Origin of the sequence: Streptomyces sp. NPDC127119 (assembly GCF_042677425.1) — a bacterium.
GTDB lineage: Bacteria > Actinomycetota > Actinomycetes > Streptomycetales > Streptomycetaceae > Streptomyces.
On sequence record NZ_JBHXTO010000098.1, the window covers coordinates 1 to 18,002 of the forward strand.

Here is an 18,002-nt window from a genome sequence, read left to right on the forward strand (position 1 = left end):
TTCGGGGGCAGCGCCCCCGAGTCAGATCAGGGCGCGGCCCAGTAGATACACCGCCGGGGCCGCCGCGGCCAGTGGGAGTGCGACGCCTGCCGTGAAGTGCACGAACTTCGACGGGTAGTCGTAGCTGGCGACCCGGTGTCCGACCAGCGCGCAGACCCCCGCCCCGGCCCCGAGCAGCGCACCGCCCGCCCCCAGATCCGTCAGCCCGCCCAGGGCGACCCCCGCCCCCGCCGCCGCGAGCAACGCGACCACCACGGACGCCGCCGTCGGCAACGGCAGGGCCCGCGCCAGCACCGCCGCCGCGACCGCCACCCCGCCCACGACCACCGCGTCCGGCTCCGCCGCCAGATACCCGGTCGCGATGATCGCCAGCGCCGCCGAGACGACCGTGGCCATCAGACCGAGCATCCGCTCGTCGGCTCCGGCGTGGCTGCGCAGCTGGAGGACCAGGGTCAGCAGGACCCAGACGCCGAGCGTGCCGAGAATCGCGGCGGGCGCGTTCTCGCGCCCGGCCACGAGCAGGGCCACGTCAGCTGTGAGCGCACCCGCGAAGGCGAGCGCGATGCCCTGCCGCGCGGGCCACATCCCGTTGAGCCGGAACCAGCCCGCCGCGGTCACGGCCTGAAGGATCACCAGCGGTACGACCAGCGCGTACTGCCCGACCGCCGCCGCGCCGGCGAGCAGCAGTCCGAGGACCCCCGTCAGCACGGCCGGCTGTCCGCCGGGTTCGATGATCGGCGAACGTCCCTCGGCACGGGCGCGCTGGGCGTCGGTGACCCGGGTGTTGCCGGTGACGGTCGCCGGACCGTAGCCGGCCCCGCCGTCGGCCGACGCGGGCACGGGCGCGGGCACAGGGTTCCCGGTGCCCGGAGCCTGCTGACTCGGCATGGGCTGCCCGACGACCCCGTACTGAGCCCCGGCCCCGTACTGCTGCTGCGCCCCGTACGACGCCTCCGCCGGACCCTGCTGCGGGAGGTACGCCGTGTCCGCGGCCGGAGCGGCGGGCGCGACCGGCCGGAGCGGGGGCTGGACCTGGGTCTCCCAGGTCTGGCCCTCCCACTGCTGGGTGTACTGCTGCTGCACGGCGGCCTCGTCGTACTGCTGCTGCTGACCGGGCCACCCGGCCTGCGGCGCCTGCTGGGCCTGATGCGCCTGCTGTTGGTACGGGTCGTATCCCTCGTAGGGAACCTGGCCCTGGCCCTGGCCCTGGCCTTGTCCTTGGTACGGGCCCTCGTAGGGCCCCTCGTACGGCTGATCGCTCATCGTCCCGTCACCCTCCTGCGAACGGCGGGAGCACCTCGACCGTGCCGCCCTCGGCCAGCCGTACCGTCTCATGTCCGCGGGTACCCACGGGATCGCCGTCGATGAGGAACGAGCATCGCAGCAGGACGCGGGCGAGTTCGCCGGAGTGTCGCTCGCGTGCCGCGTCGAGCGCCTGCGCGAGGGTCTCCGCCTCGTACGGCTCCTCGGCGACGCCTGCCGCGGCCTTGGCGGCGGCCCAGTAACGCACTGTGCCCTGTGCCATCTGGTTCCTCGATCTTCGGTCAGCGGTGAAAGAAAACGGGTGACGGACCCCGCCAGGCTAGCCCGCGTGCGCGGCGGCCCATTCCCCGATGCGGGACAGGAGTTCGTCGTCCGCCGCGTTCTCCGCGTGCCCCATGCCGCGCTCCAGCCACAGGTCCGCGTGGCCGCCGGACGCGGCGGCCAGCATCCGCGGATGGTCCACGGGGAAGTAGCCGTCCCGGTCGCCGTGGACGATCAGGAGAGGGGTGGGGGCGATGAGGGGAACCGATTCCACCGGGGAGGACGGGACCGGGTCCCATTCGCGGTGATAGATGCGGGTTCGCAGGCCGTAGCGGCCGACCGCGCGGCCCACCGGCCGCGTTACCAGCCAGTGCAGGCGCCGCATAGGGGCCGTACCGCGGTAGTACCAGCGAGCGGGTGCGCTGACCGAAACCACCGCGTCCGAATGCGCTCCCGTGCGCCCCTCGTGCTCCTGATCGCTCTTCGGGTGCAGCGCCGCGTGCCGGAGCACCACCGAGCCGCCCATGGAGAATCCGACGGTGACCACCCGGGTGTGACCGAGTTCTCTCGCCCACTCCACCGCCGCCGCCAGATCGAGCACCTCGCGGTCGCCGACCGTGGAACGTCCGCCGGAGGCGCCGTGCCCGCGGAAGGAGAAGGTGACCACGGCCGCGTACTGCGCGAACGCCGTCGCCGCCCGCCGGACGTGCGGACGTTCCAGATCGCCCGTGAACCCGTGCGCCACCACGATGACCAGGCCGGTTCCGGGCCCACCCGCGTCGGAACCACCGGATGGAGCAGATGTGCCGGACGTGTCCGATGTGTTCTTTCCGGGCTCGTACGCTGCGTCGATCGTCACCCCGTCGGCGGTGCGCAGAAACTTTCTCAGCACCCCTCGCGAAGATCCTTCCGAAGCACTTTCCGTACATCCACCCGCCGTCTCAGGTTCTGGACGAATGAAAGATCGCGTCACATGACCTGCCGGACCTTGGCTCATGTGGGCTATTCTCCTTGGCAGAGGACTCGGGCAGAGAAGCCCCCGGGTCCTTTTGCGCTTTCTGGAGCGTTGTATACGAACGCTGTATACGACGTTGAGCAGTGCCGAAAACGTCCTCGCAGGGACCGAGGAGGAACCAGACGTTATGGGCGAGCGAACCGTGCGTGACCGTAGGACGACCCAGGCAGGTGGGGTGCGATGAGTTCTCTGCTGCTCCTTACCAATGCCCTTCAGCCGTCGACGGAGGTGCTTCCTGCCCTCGGCCTCCTGCTGCACAACGTGCGCGTGGCCCCGGCGGAGGGGCCCGCACTCGTCGACACCCCAGGTGCCGACGTCATTCTCATCGACGGCCGCCGTGACCTCCCGCAGGTCCGCAGCCTCTGTCAGCTGCTGCGCTCCACCGGGCCCGGCTGTCCACTCGTCCTCGTCGTGACGGAGGGCGGCCTCGCGGCCGTCACCGCCGACTGGGGCATCGACGACGTGCTGCTCGACACAGCGGGTCCGGCGGAGGTCGAGGCGCGGCTGCGGCTGGCCATGGGCCGCCAGCAGATCGTCAACGACGACTCCCCCATGGAGATCCGCAACGGCGACCTCTCCGTGGACGAGGCCACCTACAGCGCCAAGCTCAAGGGCCGGGTCCTCGACCTGACCTTCAAGGAGTTCGAGCTCCTCAAGTACCTCGCCCAGCACCCCGGCCGCGTCTTCACCCGCGCCCAGCTGCTGCAGGAGGTCTGGGGCTACGACTACTTCGGCGGTACGCGGACGGTCGACGTGCACGTACGACGGCTGCGCGCGAAGCTCGGCCCCGAGCACGAGTCGCTGATCGGAACCGTCCGGAACGTCGGTTATCGATTCGTTACTCCGGAGAAGGTGGACCGGGCGGCGGACGAGGCGAAGGCCAAGGCCGCACAGCCAAAGCCGGAGGATGCGGACGAGACGGCGCACCTCGACGCGGCCGGTGCCGCGAAGGCCCCGGCGGCCGCCCCGGCGAAGGTGCAGGAAGAAGCCGTACGACCTGCCCAGCGGTAGGTCCATCCGCGTAGACTCCGCGCGTGGCCAAGGTGACTCGGGATGATGTGGCACGACTGGCGGGTACCTCGACCGCCGTCGTCAGCTATGTCATCAACAACGGACCCCGGCCGGTTGCCCCGGCCACGCGCGAGCGTGTACTCGCCGCGATCAAGGAGCTGGGGTACCGGCCCGACCGGGTCGCCCAGGCCATGGCGTCGCGGCGAACGGACCTCATAGGCCTGATCGTGCCGGACGCGCGCCAGCCCTTCTTCGGGGAGATGGCGCACGCGGTCGAACAGGCCGCGTCCGAGCGCGGGAAAATGGTGCTCGTCGGCAACTCCGACTACGTCGGCGAGCGCGAGGTCCACTATCTGCGGGCCTTTCTCGGTATGCGGGTCTCGGGGCTCATCCTCGTCAGCCACGCGCTGAACGATCTGGCCGCCGCCGAGATCGAGGCGTGGGACGCGCGGGTGGTGCTGCTGCACGAGCGGCCCGAGGCGATCGACGACGTCGCGGTCGTCACGGACGACGTGGGTGGCGCGCATCTCGCCACGCAGCACCTCCTTGAGCACGGGTACGCGTACGTGGCCTGTCTCGGCGGTGTCGCGGAGACCCCCACGGTCGGTGACCCGGTCTCCGACCACGTCGAGGGGTGGCGGCGGGCGATGCACGAGGCGGGGCGCTCGACCGAGGGTCGCCTCTTCGAGGCGCTCTACAACCGGTACGACGCGTATCAGGTGGGGCTGCGGCTGCTGGCCGGGCCCGATCGGCCGCCGGCGATCTTCTGCTCCACGGACGACCAGGCGATCGGGGTGCTGCGGGCGGCTCGTGAGCTGCGGATCGATGTGCCGGGGGAGTTGGCTGTCGCGGGGTTCGACGACATCAAGGAAGCGGCGTTGACTGATCCGCCGCTCACCACTATCGCGAGCGATCGGTCCGCGATGGCTCGGGCCGCCGTTGATCTTGTGCTTGACGACGGGCTTCGGGTGGCCGGGGCTCGGCGGGAGCGGTTGAAGTTGTTCCCGTCTTCTTTGGTCGTGCGGCGGTCCTGCGGCTGCGGGTAGCTCCGCCGGGTGGGTCGGTTATCGGCTGCGGGTGCGTCGTGGCTGGTCGCGCAGTTCCCCGCGCCCCTGAAAGCAAAAGCAGGGCGCCGGTCCTTACCCGAGCAGCAAGAACCGACGCCTGCTCTCCTTGCTCTAGAACAGCAGGTTGTACTGGTTGAAGCCTGTGCCCAGGCTGGTGCGGGTGGCGAACAGGTCCGACGAGGCCTTGTTCGTGCCCTTGTAGAGCCAGAGCTTGCCCGTCGAGTCACGGGTGATGACGTCGGCGATGCCGTCGCCGCTCACGTCGCCGCTGGAGACGTACGACGTGAAGTTCCAGCCGGTACGGGCCTTGATGCGGGCCGACCAGGGGGTCTTCTCCTTGCCCGTGCCGCGGTAGAGCCACAGCGTGCCGTCCGTGGAGCGGACGAGCAGGTCGGGCTTGCCGTCGCCGGAGAGGTCGCCGTGGCCGAGGACCTTGACGTTCTTCCAGGCGCCGCTGACGACCTTGACCTTGCCGTAGAACTGGCCGTTGCCGCGCCCCGGGTAGAGGTAGACCGAGCCGTCGGCGTCCACCGCGACCAGGTCCGGGCGGGCGTCGCCCGTCATGTCACCGGGGATCGCGTACGACTTGTAGCCGCCCCACACCGAACTGATCTGCATCCAGGCCCAGTCACCGACGGAGTGGTCCATGTAGCTGCGGTACAGCTTGCCGTCGGTCTTGTCGCGGATGATCAGGTCCTGGTAGTAGTCCCGGTCCAGGTCCGCCTGGAGGCCCCAACTGGCGCTCTGCCAGTTGGCACCCTGGTAGGCGCGCTGCGCGAGCCCGGTGCCCGTGCTGTTCTGCTGGAAGAGACCGCCGGACGGCGTGCGCGCGAGCAGGTCGGCGCGGCCGTCGTACGACAGGTCCGCGTCGTCGATGCGCGGCTGGGCCGCCCAGATGTACGAGCTGACCTTGGTGAAGACCGGGTAGGCACCCTTGGCGGTGCAGCCCGCGACGCCCCAGGAGACGATGCCGGCGATCTTGCCGCCGACGACCAGCGGGCCGCCGGAGTCACCGTTGCAGGGGCTGTTCGTGCCCTCGTCGGCGCCGCTCGCGGGAGTGCCCGCGCAGGCCATCGAGCCGGCGATGAAGTAGTCCCCGTCGAGGACGGACGCCATCGCGCTCTTGCAGGTCGCGTCGGCGACGAGCGGCAGGTTCGCCTTCTTCAGCTTCGTCGACAGGGTGGCGTCGTCGGCGCCGGAGGTCAGACCCCAGCCGTAGACGGTGCCGGTGGTGCCGCTCTTGTAGAGCGCGCTGTCGTCGGACGCGGCCAGGCGCAGGGTCGGCCGGTCCAGCAGCGGGGTGTCCAGGGTGAGGACCGCGATGTCGTTCTGGGTGGTGTCGGCGTTGTAGCGGGGGTGCGTCCACTGGCGGAAGACGCCCGTGGCGGTGCCGTTCGTGTAGTCGTCGAGGTCGGTCGTGCCGGCCAGGACCGCGCCGTTGCCCACCCAGTCCAGACCCGCGACGCAGTGGGCCGCGGTGAGGACCTTGTTCGGGGCGACGAGCGTGCCGCCGCAGAAGTAGCCGTCGCCGGTGGCCGGGTCGTAGTAGCCGAGCTGGACCATCCACGGGGCACTGGCGATGGTGGTCTCGCCGCCGCCGATGATGAACGGGGACTTCGCGGGCGAGGCGTCGTCCGGGGTCTCGCCGGTCGCCTTCGCGGCGTCGACGATCCGGTCGCGCAGTTCCTTCGTGGAGGCGGCCGGCTTCGCGGGCTGCGCCAGGCTCGTGTCGGGCAGTCCCCCGGTGGGGCCGTCCGCGGCGGTGGCCGGCTGGGCCGCGAGAACGCCGGCGCAACTCAGCGCCAGCGCGAGGGCGGCCGCCGGGAGCGCCGTGGCCTGGCGTCTCCAGCGGCTGCGCAGAGCAGGTATCACTCAGGGCTCCTGAGATGGTGGAGTGTGGACGTCCATGGCGGTGGTGTGTCCTGAACCCGCCAAGCCTGCGGCTCGCAAACCCCTCTGCACACGCATTTCACAGCAGGCCGACAAGTGTTCGTCCGCCGCTTCCTCCACATCACTGTGCGGCAACCCGCCGTTTCCCCGGTATCACTGGGCTCCGGCGTCTTTATATCGGGCATACGAGGTTCTGTCGGGCTTCTCAGGGAGCACTCAGGGAGCTCTCATGGTCGGGCGACAGAGTCTTACTCATGACCGAGAGCTTCCGCCGCAGCGGCGAGTACCCCCAGGGCGACCAGCAGCAGTCCGCGTACTCAGGACAGCCGTACGAGCAGTCGCACGAGCAGCCGTACGCCTCCTCCCCCTCCTCCTCACACCCCGCCTCCTCCCCCGTGAACCCGGAGTGGCCGCCTCCGCCGGCGTACCAGCCGGCCGCGGCCGGCGGCGCACCCGGAGCCGGAGGCGCGCAGGGCGACGCCCCCACCGCCCTCCTCACGGAGCCGGTGTCCGCGGCGCCCGCCGCGCCCCGCAAGCGCGCCAAGGGCCCGCTGGCCCTGCTCGCCGCCGTGGCGATAGCCGCCGCGGCCGTGGGCGGCGGTACCGCGTACGCCTTCCAGGAGCTGACCGGCAACGACACCGCGGCCGGCAGCGCGAGCAGCACCAGCGTCGTGGCCACGAGCAAGAAGGGCACGGTCGCCGGGGTCGCCGAGGCGGTCAGCCCGAGCATCGTCGAGATCAGCGCGACCTCGAACGCGGGCTCCTCCACCGGTTCCGGCGTGGTCATCACGACCGGCGGCGAGATCATCACCAACAACCACGTGATCTCGGGCGCCTCCCAGATCAAGGTGCAGCTGAGCAACGGCAAGTCGTACACCGCGAGCGTCGTCGGCACCGACAGCAAGAAGGACCTCGCGCTGATCAAGCTGGAGAACGCGCCGGCGGGGCTCACCCCCGCGACGCTCGGTAACTCCGACGCCGTCAAGGTCGGTGACGAAGTCGTGGCGATCGGCTCCCCCGAGGGCCTGACCGGCACCGTCACCAGCGGCATCGTCTCCGCGCTCGACCGGGACGTCACCGTCTCCACGGACGAGAGCCAGGGCCAGCAGCAGCAACAGCAGGGCGGCGGAAACGGCAGCGGCAGCGAGCAGTGGCCGTTCGAGTTCGGCGGCCAGGAGTTCAACGGCGACACCGGTTCGTCGACGACGACGTACAAGGCCCTGCAGACCGACGCGTCCCTCAACCCGGGCAACTCCGGCGGCGCGCTGATCGACATGAACGGCAACATCATCGGCATCAACTCCGCGATGTACTCGGCCGCCACGGACTCCTCGTCCTCCTCGACCGCCGGCAGCGTCGGCCTCGGCTTCGCCATCCCGGTCAACACCGTCAAGGCCGACCTGGCCTCGCTGCGGTCCGGCGGCTCCGACAGCTGAGCCACGCCCCCTCCCGACCGACCCGCCCCAGACCCCGGAGGTCGTCATGCAGAGCAAGCAGGTCACGCGGATCAAGACCGTGCCCCACACCCTCACCGGCGGCGACCCGTCCGGATTCGCCCTGGCCCTCGCGGTGGCCCACGAGCTGCACGCGCCGGCGCCCCGCGCACCCGAGATGGCCACCGCGCGGGCCCCGCGCGCCGCCGCCCGCCGCAGCGGCGCCGCGGCCCGCGCCCGCCGTACCGTACGAGGCTGATCCCGGCCGCCGGCTCTACGAGAACAGCCCCGAAACGTGCGAGGCTGAAAGCGCCCCGACCACGTCCCACCGCACCCGAGGAACTGACCGCGATGAGCCCCGCCGAAGGCGACCGTGAACCCCAGCGCATCCTGATCGTCGACGACGAGCCGGCCGTGCGCGAAGCACTCCAGCGCAGTCTCGCCTTCGAGGGGTACGGCACGGAGGTGGCCGTCGACGGCGCGGACGCGCTGGAGAAGTCCATCGCGTACCAGCCGGACCTGGTCGTCCTCGACATCCAGATGCCGCGCATGGACGGCCTGACCGCCGCCCGCCGGATGCGCGGCGCGGGCACGACGACGCCGATCCTGATGCTCACCGCCCGTGACACGGTCGGCGACCGGGTCACCGGACTCGACGCGGGCGCCGACGACTACCTGGTGAAGCCGTTCGAACTGGACGAGCTGTTCGCGCGGGTACGGGCCTTGCTGCGGCGCAGTTCGTACGCCGCCGCCGCGGTCGGCGCCCCGGCGGACGACGCGCTGACCTTCGGTGACCTGCGCATGGATCTCGCGACCCGTGAGGTCACGCGGGCTGGGCGGCCTGTCGAGCTGACGCGCACGGAGTTCACCCTGCTGGAGATGTTCCTGGCCCATCCGCGCCAGGTCCTCACGCGGGAGCAGATCCTGAAGGCGGTCTGGGGCTTCGACTTCGAGCCGTCGTCCAACTCGCTGGACGTGTACGTGATGTACCTCCGCCGCAAGACGGAAGCGGGCGGCGAGCCGCGTCTTGTGCACACGGTGCGGGGTGTGGGGTATGTCCTGCGGTCGGGCGGGGCGGAGTGAAGAGGCTCGTACGCCGGTTCACCTCCCTGCCGATCCGGGCCCGGCTGTCCCTCCTGGTGGCGGCGGCGGTGGCATTCGCGGTGGCTGCGGTGTCGGTGACCTGCTGGTTCATCGTGCAGGGGAAGCTGTACGACCAGCTGGACAACGACCTGGAGAAGACTCTGGGGATGCGGGGCATCGAGGCCCAGGCCGAGGCGGCGGTCACGAACTGTTCAGCCACCCCGACGCCGCTGAACAGCGACAACGGTCCCCCGCGGAGCGGCTACTTCCAGCTGGTCATGGAGGACGGAACACCCTGTGTCCTGTCGTTCTCCACGGGCTCGGTCAACGTCACCCAGGACGACAAGGACATCATCGAGGACGCGGACACCACGCGTGGCAACTTCCGCAACGGCACCGACGCGGACGGGAACGACGTACGTGTCATGGTCCTCCCGGGACTGACCGTCACCGACCCCAACACGCAGACCTCGTCCAAGGCCGCCCTTCTCGTCGCCCTCCCCCTGAAGAACACCCAGGGCACCCTCAACGACCTCGCTCTGATCCTGCTCCTCGTCTCCGGCATCGGAGTACTCGGAGCCGGCGCCGCAGGACTCGCGGTCGCCCGTGCCGGTCTGCGCCCCGTCGACAAGCTCACCGAGGCGGTCGAGCACGTGGCCCGTACGGAGGACCTCTCCGTGCGCATCCCCGTCGAGGACGCGAGCGAGGACGAGATCGCCCGCCTCTCCCGTTCCTTCAACTCGATGACCGCCTCCCTCGCCAACTCCCGTGAGTTGCAGCAGCAGCTCATCGCCGACGCCGGGCACGAGCTGCGCACCCCGCTCACCTCCCTCCGTACGAACATCGAGCTGCTCACCCGCAGCGAGGAGACGGGCCGGCCCATCCCCCCGGCGGACCGCAAGGCGCTGCTCGCCTCGGTGAAGGCGCAGATGACCGAACTGGCCGCGCTCATCGGCGACCTGCAGACGCTGTCGCGGTCGGACGCGGGTACGCCGGCCGACCGTGTGCAGGTGGTCGCGCTGCAGGACACCGTGGAGTCGGCCCTGCGCAGGGCCCGGCTGCGCGGCCCGGAGCTGACGATCACGGCGGACGTGCACCCGTGGTTCGTCCGGGCGGAGCCCACCGCGCTGGAGCGGGCCATCGTCAACATCCTCGACAACGCGGTGAAGTTCAGCCCCGAGGGCGGCGCGATCGACGTCACGCTCAGGGGCGGCGAACTGACCGTACGGGATCACGGTCCGGGTGTGCCCGCCGATGAACTCCCGCACGTCTTCGACCGCTTCTGGCGTTCCCCGAGCGCCCGCGCACTCCCCGGCTCGGGCCTCGGCCTGTCGATCGTGGCGCGTACGGTCCAGCAGTCGGGCGGGGACGTGGCGTTGAGCCCGGCCCCGGGCGGCGGCACGATCGCGACGATCCGCCTGCCCGGGGCGCCGACTCCGCCGCCCGCGCTGGACGGGGACTGACCGGGGACCGGCCGGGACCGACCGGGCGGCCTCAGCCCGCCTGTGCCGGGGTCGACGGGGTCTGCTTCATACCGTCGACGACGGCGCGGTTCTTGATGGCCATGGTGAAGTTCACCGTGCCGGACTTGATCAGGATGCCCTCTTCCTTGACCGGCTTCACCTGGACATTGCGCGCGCCGAGGTAGACATGGCTCTTCTTGTCGAAGATCCATTCCTCGCGCTGGCCGCTGGTCTCGTCCAGCCGGGCCACCGCCACACCGTGCCGGCCGGCCGCGTCCACCGCGTCGTCGACGACGACCACGCCCGGGATCTTCGCGGCGGTCTCGAAGAGCGCCGCGTAGAGCTCCGGCGGCGGGTAGCTCTCGGAGAGCAGGTCACCGATGGTGGAGAAGGCCTGCTGGTCGGGGGTGTTCCCCTGCCCCTCGGTCTCCTGGTAGATCTTGGCAAGCAGTGCGTCGGGGTCGGTGGTCAGCCTGGCCAGGTAGTCGTACGACGGACTGCCCATGTGCGCCTTGGGGGTGTTGCCCTGCTCGTCGGGCAGGGTCAGGGTCTCGCCCTCGGAGCTGTCGTTGACGGCGGGGTCGATCAGCCAGCCCTCGACGCCGTCCGCGGACTCCCACATCTGCCGCTTGTGCAGTTCCTCGCTGACCAGGCTGCTCTTGTCGTCGACGGTCTTGACGTGGGTGTCGGCCAGCACGGACTCGATGTAGATGTACTGGCCGGCCTTCACGGTCGGGTGGTCGCCCTCGGCCGCCGCCAGGGAGATCTGGTCCAGCAGCTGGGGCACGCCCTTCGTGGTCGCGGTACCGAGGTCGGTGGTCAGGGCGGGTCCGGTGGCGACTCCGCCCTCCCGCACGCCTTCACCGCCGCCGAGGGTCACGACCCCGGCGACGATCACCGCGGACAGGCCGAACGCCATCGCGGGCAGCGTGATCGCGGGGCGCGGCAGCCGCGACCACCGTGTCTTCGCCGGTGCGGCCGGGGCCGCCGTGCGCTCTTCGCGCTGGACCTGCTCGTGGATCTGGGCCATCAGACGCTCCTTGTGGAACTGGTGACGGCCCGACGGCAGGTCGCGCGCCGTACGGGACAGGAGCTGTGCGTCCTGCTCCCACTCGGACCCGGGACCGGACTCGGAAGAGTCCTGCCGGGGCGTGTTCGCGTTCATCGGTTTCCCTCCTGTGCGGGCCGGATCGCCTTTGCGTGATCGCCTCTTGTCTGTCGGGCGGGGCGGCGGCCTTCCCGATTTCCGCGAACTTTCTCGGCCGCGCCGCCGGCAGCGGTACGCGTCAACTCGCCTCCTTTCCGTCCGAGTTGGATCTCGGCTACCGCCCGCAGCTTCTTACGGGCCCGGGAGAGGCGGGAGGCGACCGTGCCGACGGGGATGCCCAGCGCCTCCGCCGCGGCCTCGTAGTCCAGGCCCTCCCCCAGGCAGAGCGTGACGACCTCGCGCTCGGGTCTGCGCAGGCCGGCGAGGGCGGTCAGGGCCGTGGCGAGCCGCTGCCGGTCGTCGATCCGGCCCGCGACCTCGTCGGCGTGATCGGGCACGGCCGTCTCGGCCGCGGCGGCGGCGCTCGCGGCGCGACGGTAACGCCGGTTGCTGCGGAACTGGTTGCGCGCGGTGTTCGTGGCGATGCCCAGCAGCCAGGGCCGCAGGGAGCCGCCCTCGGGATCGACCCTGTCCCTCAGCCGCCAGGCCTCCATGAAGGTCGACGCCATCACGTCCTCGGCGGTCGACCAGTCCGCCGTCAGCCGGTAGGCGTGGTTGTACACGGCACGGGCGTACGCGTCGAAGAGCTCACCGAAGGCACCCTGATCCCCGGCCCGCACCCGGGTTCGCATATGAGTGGTCACACCCATGAGCTGTACGGCACAGGGGGGCGCCTTCCCGTGAGCTGCGTCACACCGGGATGCGGGCGGTCGCACACGGCCCGGTCAGCCGTCGATGCCGCCGTCCACGGGCTCTCCCGTGGGACCGCTCTCCTCGGGGAGGCCGCTGCCGGGACCGACGGACCGGCCTTCCCACGTACGCACCCGCCATCCGTCGGCGGGGGTCCCGTCGAGGACCACGATCCCGGTGTTCTCCAGCGCGTGGGCCGCCGCGAACTCCACATCGACGTTGTCGGCCCGAGCCGCCGTCCACATACGGATGGCGGCACCGTGACTGACCATGGCCACCGTCGGTACGCCGCTGCCCGCGGCCTCCGCGATCACGGCGTCGAGGCGTCCCAGGGCCTCCACGCCGCTCTCCCCTCCGGGCATACGGAGTTCGACGTCCCCGGCGGACCAGGCGAAGACGGTGGTCATGTACGTCTCGACGGCCTGGGCGTCGCCGCGCATCTCCAGGTCACCGGCGGACAGCTCCCGGAGGCCGTCCCGCACGCGGACCTCAAGACCGGTCCGGGTCGCCAGCGGGGCGGCGGTGAGCTGGGTGCGGAGCAGGGTGGAGGCGTAGAGGGCGCCGATCTCCTCACCGGCCAGCGCGTCCGGCAACGCGTCCGCCTGTCGCAGGCCCAGCGGGGTCAGCCCCGGCCCCGGTTCTGCGGTGTCCAGCAGGTGCTTGAGGTTGGAAGGGGTCTGACCATGGCGAATCAGCAGCAGGCGCATAGGAACGGTCGATCTCCAGAGTGACTGAACAGGAACTTCCACTCTGGCACCCCCGCCCAGATCCAGCCCGCCGCACCCCTCACTCCCCGCCCGACGCCCCCACGAACAGAGCCCAGGGCTCCACCCCGAAGACCAATGCGGGACCGTCCGGGACCTTACTGTCGCGGACGGGGACGAAGCCGGGACAACCGTCGGCGACCTCGACGCAGTTGTTGGCTCCCCCGTCGCTGTAACTCGACTTGCCCCACGCAGCGGTGCGCAGGTCGGGAGTCATGCCGTCGCGCTCACGAACGCCACCCATGAGGCGGCGCCGAAGACGACCACGGGGCCGTTCGCGACCTTGCTGTCGCGGACGGGCACGAGGCCGGGACAGCCGTCGGCGACCTCGACGCAGTTGTTGTCACCCCCGTCGCTGTAGGACGACTTGCGCCACGCAGCGGTGCCGAGGTCAGGGATGTGTTTCATGACCTGTGTTCCTCCAGAACGCCCCGGATGAACACCAGCGAGTCCGACGGGGGCAGCGCCATGTCTCGGAGCCGATCGTAGGACAAACGGTGCCGCAGGACGCTGGTCGGTTCGTCGATCAACTCGCCACCACCGTTGCCTTCCATGTAGGCAACAGCACTTCCGTCTTGCTGCCACAACAAAGTCAGAGAACCGTCGATCAGATGGTGCATTCCGGAAGCGAACGGCAGCACCTGCAGAACGACGTTAGGCCGCAGGGCCACGGCTTCAAGCCGAAGCAACTGGTCAAACCAGGTATTCGCGGTGGCAGCAGGGCGCCGAAACGCGTACTCGTCCATGATGAAACGGACGTTGGGCGCCGGAGTTCGGCTCAGGAGCAGCTGACGCCCCGTTCGAGCCGCCACCTGTTCCTCCACATCCTCGCTGTTGCCTGGTGTTGCCTGAACGCCAGACAACACCTCCCGGGCGAACTCTTCGGTCTGCAACAGACCAGGCACGCCGAGGGTGAGCTTGTGCATGACCCGAGCCGTTGCCTCCAGCTTCATGAACTCCTTGTACTTGTCCTTGAACGCGTCGTGCCGTGCCACCTTCCAGAGCTGAACCAGCAGGTCACCGGACCCGTAATAGCGGTCCAGGTCCTCCATGACCGCCATCTTGGACAGCCGCTTACCCGCCTCCAAGCGGCTCAGGTAGCTCTTGTCGTACGCCGTCTCCTGGGCCAGTTGCCCCAATGACTTGCCGGCCTTCTCCCGCAGGTGTCGAAGGGCCCGACCCAGCCCCGCGAGACCCGACTCCCGCTCAACGTCAACGCGTTCGTCCACGTCACCCCTCACCGTTGCCTGGGCGCCCAGACAACGGGCGCCCTCTTCCGCAGCGTACGACCACACAGTGACGATGGAGGCACGAACGGTAATCGCCGCTCGTCAAAGCCCCGTCCGTCACGAGGAGTTCCGTCATGAGCCGACTCGGTGCGAAAGCCTGCGAGTTGCTGTTGCGCGTACTGCTGCCCGCGCGGGGCCGCCATCGAGCGGTACCCGGCGCGCCCCGCTGCCGGTGCCGACTCAGCGCGGCGCAGGCATGACCGCCCCGCTCCGGCTGCTGCCGTGGACGACCCCCGAGGGCAAGCCCTGTTATCTGAGTACGGACAGTACGCAGAGCAGGCTGTCCCGGCTCGCCGACGACGTGGAGGCGGCCCAACTCGGCTCCGGCGAGCAGGTGCTGGCCGGGGCCAGAGCCGTACTCGCCGACCCGAAGGCGGGCGAACGCGCCCTGCGTTTCGCGCTCACCAGGTCGGTCGAGTCCCTGGCGGACGCACTCCGCGTCGCGGCCAGCCGGGGTGCGCGGGTGCCCTGACCACACGAGCCACGGCACCATCGAGTCACGGCACCACCGTGTCACGGCGACCGCGGCAACCTTTCCCCCGCAGGCGGCGACCAGCAACCGACCGGCTCCCTCCACCCCCACACGAACGGAAGCCGCCCGTGACTGTGCTCCGCAGCAAGGCCCGCCTCCGCACGCGCAGGACCGCCCTGGCCGTCGGCGTCCCGCTGGTCCTGGTCGCCGTCACCGCCGGCTCGGCGAGTGCCGCGACCGCCGCCGGCGCCGCGGCCACCACCCTCACCGTCGCCAAGGACGGCAGCGGGATGTATGCCACCGTCCAGGCAGCCGTGAACGCCGTGCCCGCGAACAACGCCTCGCGTGTCGTGATCTCCGTGAAGCCGGGCACGTACCGCGAGTTGGTGAAGGTCCCGTCGAACAAGCCGCACGTGACGATCCAGGGCAGCGGCGGCAGCCGCAAGGACACCGTCATCGTCTACAACAACGCGGCCGGGACCGCGAAGCCCGGCGGCGGTACGTACGGGACCAGCGGCAGCGCGACCGTCGCCGTGGAGGCGGACGACTTCCAGGCCCGTAACCTCACGCTCTCCAACGACTTCGACGAGGGCGCCAACCAAAGCCTCAGCGGTCACCAGGCCGTGGCCCTGCGGACCGCCGCCGACCAGGTCTTCCTCGACGGCGTGATCGTCGAGGGCGACCAGGACACCCTGCTGCTCGACACCGCCGCCAAGGAGAAGCTCGGCCGCGTCTACGTCCGCAACTCCTATGTCATCGGGAACGTCGACTTCATCTTCGGCCGCGCCACCGCCGTGATCGACCAGTCGGTGATCACCCTGAAGAAGCGCTGGGACGGCTCCTCGGCGGGGTACATCACCGCTCCCAGCACCGCCGCCGACCGCAAGGGCATCCTCGTCAACCGCTCGGCCGTCAACGGTGACGTGTCCGCCGGGACCTTCTACCTCGGCCGCAACTGGCACGCGGGCGGCGACGCGACCCTCGATCCGCAGGCCACCGTCCGCGACTCCACGCTGAGCGCGGCGATCAGGTCGACGCCGTGGGTGGACATGGGCGGCTTCTCCTGGAAGGACGACCGTTTCGCGGAGTACAGGAACACCGGTCCCGGCTCGGGCGCCGCGAGCGGCGACCGCCCGCAGCTGACCGACGCCCAGGCCGGCGGCCAGGAGGTCGCGGACTGGCTGGGCGGCTGGACCCCGACCGCCTCCTGACCCGGGGAGCCCGCGCTACGGGCTCGGCTGGAGCAGCGGCATGGTCGTCTCCGTCGGGAGCGGGCCCGCCAACTGCGCGTACGTGCCCCCGTACGCGAGCAGTTCCTCGTGCGTGCCCTGCTCCACCAGCCGTCCGCCGTCCACGACGAGGATCCGGTCGGCGTCCGGGGCGAGCGTCAGATCGTGGGTGATCAGCACGGTCGTCCGGCCGGACACCAGACGCCGCAGCGGCTGCACGACCCTGCGCGCGGCGAGCGCGTCGAGTCCGGCGGTCGGTTCGTCGAGTACGAGGACGGGGGCGGCCCGGAGCATCGCGCGGGAGATGGCCACCCGCTGGAGCTGCCCACCGGACAGCACGGCCGTGCCGGGCGTGATCAGCGTCTCGTACCCGTCGGGCAGGGAGCGGACGAACTCGTGGGCGTCCGCGTCCCGCGCGGCCTGCTCGATCTCCGCGTCCGTCGCGCCCGGCCGGCCGCAGGCGATGTTCTCGCGGATCGTGCCGTGCAGGACCAGGGTCTCCTGGGGCAGCAGGGCCACGTTCTCGCGCAGGAACTCCAGGGTGACGTCCGTGAGCGGGACGCCGTCCAGGCAGATCACCCCCGCGGAGGGGTCGTAGAACCGGGTCAGGAGTTTGGTGAGGGTGGACTTGCCCGCCCCGCTCGGGCCGGTGACCAGCACGAACTCGCCGGGCTGCGCGGTGAACGACACCTCGTGCAGGCTGTCGCGCTCCGCGCCCGGGTAGCGGAAGGAGGTGTGGTGGAAGGAGAGCCGGCCCTGGACGGGCCACTGTCCGACCGGGGCGGCCGGGTCGGTGACGGCGGGCTCGGTGTCCAGGATCTCCTGGAGCCGCTGCGCTCCGGCGGTCGCGGCGGTCAGGGTCAGGCCCAGCTGTCCGAGGTCGCGGACCGGCGGGTAGAGGTAGCCGAGGAACGCCGCGAAGGCGAGCAGCTGGCCCAGGGACATGCGGCCCTGGGCGATCTCCCAGGCGCCGAGCCCGATCACCGTGAGCACGCAGAGCGTCTCGACGACCTCGACGAACTGCTCGTACATCTCGCTCGCACGGGCCCCGCGCACGCTGGCCCGCAGCCAGGCGCGCGCCTCGCGGTCGAGCCGCTCCTCCTCCGCCCCGCGCCGGTTGTACGCCTGCGTGAGCACGATGTTGCCGAGGGACTCCTCGACGACCGAGGTGATCGCGCCGTCGGCGGTCCGCTCGTCCCTGGCGGCCTTCTGGATGCGGCCGGCGAAGCGGCGGGCCGCGACGAGGAAGAGGGGCGCGAGGAGGAAGGTGACCAGGGCGAGGTCCCAGCGGAGCCAGAGCGCGGCGGCCGAGTAGAAGACCGCCGAGAAGACGGCCGAGACCGCTCCGACCGCGCCCGAGACCACCATCTGCTCGATGGCCTCGACGTCACCCGTGAGCCGTTCCACGAGGTCGCCGCGGCGGTACCGCTGGAAGAAGTGCGGGGGCAGGTCCTGGACATGGCGGAAGACGCCCGCGCGCAGCCGCAGGACGAATCTCTCGGCCGTGCGGATCGCGAGGGAGTTGCCGAGATAGCCGACGACCGCGCCGAGCACCGCCACTGCCAGCCAGGCACCGGCCGGGCCCCAGAAGGCGCTGAGCGAACCGGCCTGCAGCGCGTGGTCGGTGAGTTCCGCGAAGAGCAGGATCGACGCCGTCTCCGCCAACGCGGACACGATCACGCAGGCGATGATCAGCAGCAGCCATCGGCGGTCGCCGCGCGTCAGCGGCCAGAAACGCGCGAATGCCTCCCGTACTTCCCGCATGGCGTTCAATTCCCTTTCCCCGCCCGTGTCCTGCCCAGCTGTTGTCCATTTCCCGGGTGCGGGAAATGGCCGAGGCGGGGTCCTCGGATCGAATCCGGGGA

18 protein-coding genes and 1 pseudogene are annotated in these 18,002 nt (G+C 70.7%); 8 read left to right on the forward strand and 11 right to left on the reverse strand.

The features are described 5' to 3' along the window. Positions 1-21 precede the first annotated feature (21 nt). From ACFVH5_RS31185 to ACFVH5_RS31195, 3 genes are read right to left on the reverse strand one after another with little or no spacing between them, the layout of a single operon-like run. Positions 22-1,263 (reverse strand): hypothetical protein, encoded by a 1,242-nt coding sequence (locus ACFVH5_RS31185; protein WP_385837068.1) that lies wholly within the window; start codon positions 1,261-1,263, stop codon positions 22-24. Positions 1,264-1,270: 7 nt separating this feature from the next. Then, complete coding sequence (locus tag ACFVH5_RS31190) at positions 1,271-1,525, reverse strand: MoaD/ThiS family protein (protein ID WP_210881217.1); 255 nt, start codon at positions 1,523-1,525, stop codon at positions 1,271-1,273. A gap of 57 nt (positions 1,526-1,582) precedes the next feature. Then, positions 1,583-2,521: an alpha/beta hydrolase gene (locus ACFVH5_RS31195; protein ID WP_385837069.1), complete on the reverse strand. Its 939-nt coding sequence runs from the start codon at positions 2,519-2,521 to the stop codon at positions 1,583-1,585. A gap of 198 nt (positions 2,522-2,719) precedes the next feature. On the opposite strand from ACFVH5_RS31195, the gene ACFVH5_RS31200 reads away from it, so the two are divergent. Together ACFVH5_RS31200 and ACFVH5_RS31205 are read left to right on the forward strand one after the other, a co-directional pair. Then, positions 2,720-3,550: a winged-helix domain-containing protein gene (locus ACFVH5_RS31200; protein ID WP_385837070.1), complete on the forward strand. Its 831-nt coding sequence runs from the start codon at positions 2,720-2,722 to the stop codon at positions 3,548-3,550. A 23-nt stretch (positions 3,551-3,573) separates the two neighbouring features. Continuing rightward, positions 3,574-4,596 carry a LacI family DNA-binding transcriptional regulator gene (locus ACFVH5_RS31205; protein WP_384813563.1) on the forward strand — a complete coding sequence of 341 codons (1,023 nt, stop codon included), beginning with the start codon at positions 3,574-3,576 and terminating at the stop codon, positions 4,594-4,596. Between the two features lie 132 nt (positions 4,597-4,728). Here the strand turns inward: ACFVH5_RS31205 and ACFVH5_RS31210 are convergent, their stop codons facing one another. Then, positions 4,729-6,489: a trypsin-like serine protease gene (locus tag ACFVH5_RS31210; protein WP_385837071.1), complete on the reverse strand. Its 1,761-nt coding sequence runs from the start codon at positions 6,487-6,489 to the stop codon at positions 4,729-4,731. 272 nt (positions 6,490-6,761) lie between these two features. Between ACFVH5_RS31210 and ACFVH5_RS31215 the strand changes: the two genes are divergently transcribed. The 4 genes from ACFVH5_RS31215 (at position 6,762) to ACFVH5_RS31230 (ending at position 10,486) form a co-directional block, all read left to right on the forward strand. Then, positions 6,762-7,943, forward strand: a complete 1,182-nt coding sequence (locus ACFVH5_RS31215; RefSeq protein WP_385837072.1) for a S1C family serine protease — start codon at positions 6,762-6,764, stop codon at positions 7,941-7,943. Positions 7,944-7,989: 46 nt separating this feature from the next. Continuing rightward, positions 7,990-8,199 carry a hypothetical protein gene (locus tag ACFVH5_RS31220; RefSeq protein WP_385837073.1) on the forward strand — a complete coding sequence of 70 codons (210 nt, stop codon included), beginning with the start codon at positions 7,990-7,992 and terminating at the stop codon, positions 8,197-8,199. A 92-nt stretch (positions 8,200-8,291) separates the two neighbouring features. Further along, positions 8,292-9,023, forward strand: a complete 732-nt coding sequence (locus ACFVH5_RS31225) for a response regulator transcription factor (protein ID WP_384813573.1) — start codon at positions 8,292-8,294, stop codon at positions 9,021-9,023. Next, complete coding sequence (locus ACFVH5_RS31230; protein ID WP_385837074.1) at positions 9,020-10,486, forward strand: sensor histidine kinase; 1,467 nt, start codon at positions 9,020-9,022, stop codon at positions 10,484-10,486. The genes ACFVH5_RS31225 and ACFVH5_RS31230 overlap by 4 nt, the downstream gene beginning before the upstream one ends. Before the next feature lie 31 nt (positions 10,487-10,517). On the opposite strand, the gene ACFVH5_RS31235 is transcribed toward ACFVH5_RS31230, so the two are convergent. From ACFVH5_RS31235 to ACFVH5_RS31260, 6 genes are all read right to left on the reverse strand, one after another. Then, the gene (locus ACFVH5_RS31235; RefSeq protein ID WP_385837075.1) at positions 10,518-11,651 is read right to left on the reverse strand and encodes a CU044_5270 family protein; all 1,134 of its coding nucleotides are present in this window, start codon (positions 11,649-11,651) and stop codon (positions 10,518-10,520) included. Continuing rightward, positions 11,648-12,325 (reverse strand): RNA polymerase sigma factor, encoded by a 678-nt coding sequence (locus ACFVH5_RS31240; protein WP_385837097.1) that lies wholly within the window; start codon positions 12,323-12,325, stop codon positions 11,648-11,650. The genes ACFVH5_RS31235 and ACFVH5_RS31240 overlap by 4 nt, the downstream gene beginning before the upstream one ends. A 93-nt stretch (positions 12,326-12,418) precedes the next feature. Then, a complete protein-coding gene (locus tag ACFVH5_RS31245; RefSeq protein ID WP_385837076.1) occupies positions 12,419-13,090 on the reverse strand; it encodes a histidine phosphatase family protein in 672 nt (223 codons plus the stop codon). Between the two features lie 79 nt (positions 13,091-13,169). Then, a complete protein-coding gene (locus ACFVH5_RS31250; protein WP_385837077.1) occupies positions 13,170-13,364 on the reverse strand; it encodes a DUF397 domain-containing protein in 195 nt (64 codons plus the stop codon). After that, positions 13,361-13,555 (reverse strand): DUF397 domain-containing protein, encoded by a 195-nt coding sequence (locus ACFVH5_RS31255; RefSeq protein ID WP_385837078.1) that lies wholly within the window; start codon positions 13,553-13,555, stop codon positions 13,361-13,363. The genes ACFVH5_RS31250 and ACFVH5_RS31255 overlap by 4 nt, the downstream gene beginning before the upstream one ends. Next, on the reverse strand, positions 13,552-14,376 hold the full coding sequence (locus tag ACFVH5_RS31260; RefSeq protein ID WP_385837079.1) for a helix-turn-helix domain-containing protein: 825 nt from the start codon (positions 14,374-14,376) through the stop codon (positions 13,552-13,554). The genes ACFVH5_RS31255 and ACFVH5_RS31260 overlap by 4 nt, the downstream gene beginning before the upstream one ends. Before the next feature lie 256 nt (positions 14,377-14,632). Between ACFVH5_RS31260 and ACFVH5_RS31265 the strand changes: the two genes are divergently transcribed. Then, positions 14,633-14,908: a hypothetical protein gene (locus ACFVH5_RS31265; protein WP_385837080.1), complete on the forward strand. Its 276-nt coding sequence runs from the start codon at positions 14,633-14,635 to the stop codon at positions 14,906-14,908. 227 nt (positions 14,909-15,135) lie between these two features. Then, a pseudogene (locus tag ACFVH5_RS31270) lies at positions 15,136-16,119 on the forward strand (pectinesterase family protein); the annotation flags it as partial. A 15-nt stretch (positions 16,120-16,134) separates the two neighbouring features. Here ACFVH5_RS31270 and ACFVH5_RS31275 read toward each other — a convergent pair. Further along, on the reverse strand, positions 16,135-17,901 hold the full coding sequence (locus tag ACFVH5_RS31275; RefSeq protein WP_385837081.1) for an ABC transporter ATP-binding protein: 1,767 nt from the start codon (positions 17,899-17,901) through the stop codon (positions 16,135-16,137). Positions 17,902-18,002 lie beyond the last annotated feature (101 nt).

Coding starts and splice junctions, on each gene's coding strand:
- ACFVH5_RS31185 (WP_385837068.1), bottom strand. CDS start 1,263: ATGAGCGATCAGCCGTACGAGGGGCCCTACGAGGGCCCGTACCAAGGA.
- ACFVH5_RS31190 (WP_210881217.1), bottom strand. CDS start 1,525: ATGGCACAGGGCACAGTGCGTTACTGGGCCGCCGCCAAGGCCGCGGCA.
- ACFVH5_RS31195 (WP_385837069.1), bottom strand. CDS start 2,521: ATGAGCCAAGGTCCGGCAGGTCATGTGACGCGATCTTTCATTCGTCCA.
- ACFVH5_RS31200 (WP_385837070.1), top strand. CDS start 2,720: ATGAGTTCTCTGCTGCTCCTTACCAATGCCCTTCAGCCGTCGACGGAG.
- ACFVH5_RS31215 (WP_385837072.1), top strand. CDS start 6,762: ATGACCGAGAGCTTCCGCCGCAGCGGCGAGTACCCCCAGGGCGACCAG.
- ACFVH5_RS31220 (WP_385837073.1), top strand. CDS start 7,990: ATGCAGAGCAAGCAGGTCACGCGGATCAAGACCGTGCCCCACACCCTC.
- ACFVH5_RS31225 (WP_384813573.1), top strand. CDS start 8,292: ATGAGCCCCGCCGAAGGCGACCGTGAACCCCAGCGCATCCTGATCGTC.
- ACFVH5_RS31235 (WP_385837075.1), bottom strand. CDS start 11,651: ATGAACGCGAACACGCCCCGGCAGGACTCTTCCGAGTCCGGTCCCGGG.
- ACFVH5_RS31240 (WP_385837097.1), bottom strand. CDS start 12,325: ATGCGAACCCGGGTGCGGGCCGGGGATCAGGGTGCCTTCGGTGAGCTC.
- ACFVH5_RS31245 (WP_385837076.1), bottom strand. CDS start 13,090: ATGCGCCTGCTGCTGATTCGCCATGGTCAGACCCCTTCCAACCTCAAG.
- ACFVH5_RS31250 (WP_385837077.1), bottom strand. CDS start 13,364: ATGACTCCCGACCTGCGCACCGCTGCGTGGGGCAAGTCGAGTTACAGC.
- ACFVH5_RS31255 (WP_385837078.1), bottom strand. CDS start 13,555: ATGAAACACATCCCTGACCTCGGCACCGCTGCGTGGCGCAAGTCGTCC.
- ACFVH5_RS31265 (WP_385837080.1), top strand. CDS start 14,633: ATGACCGCCCCGCTCCGGCTGCTGCCGTGGACGACCCCCGAGGGCAAG.
- ACFVH5_RS31275 (WP_385837081.1), bottom strand. CDS start 17,901: ATGCGGGAAGTACGGGAGGCATTCGCGCGTTTCTGGCCGCTGACGCGC.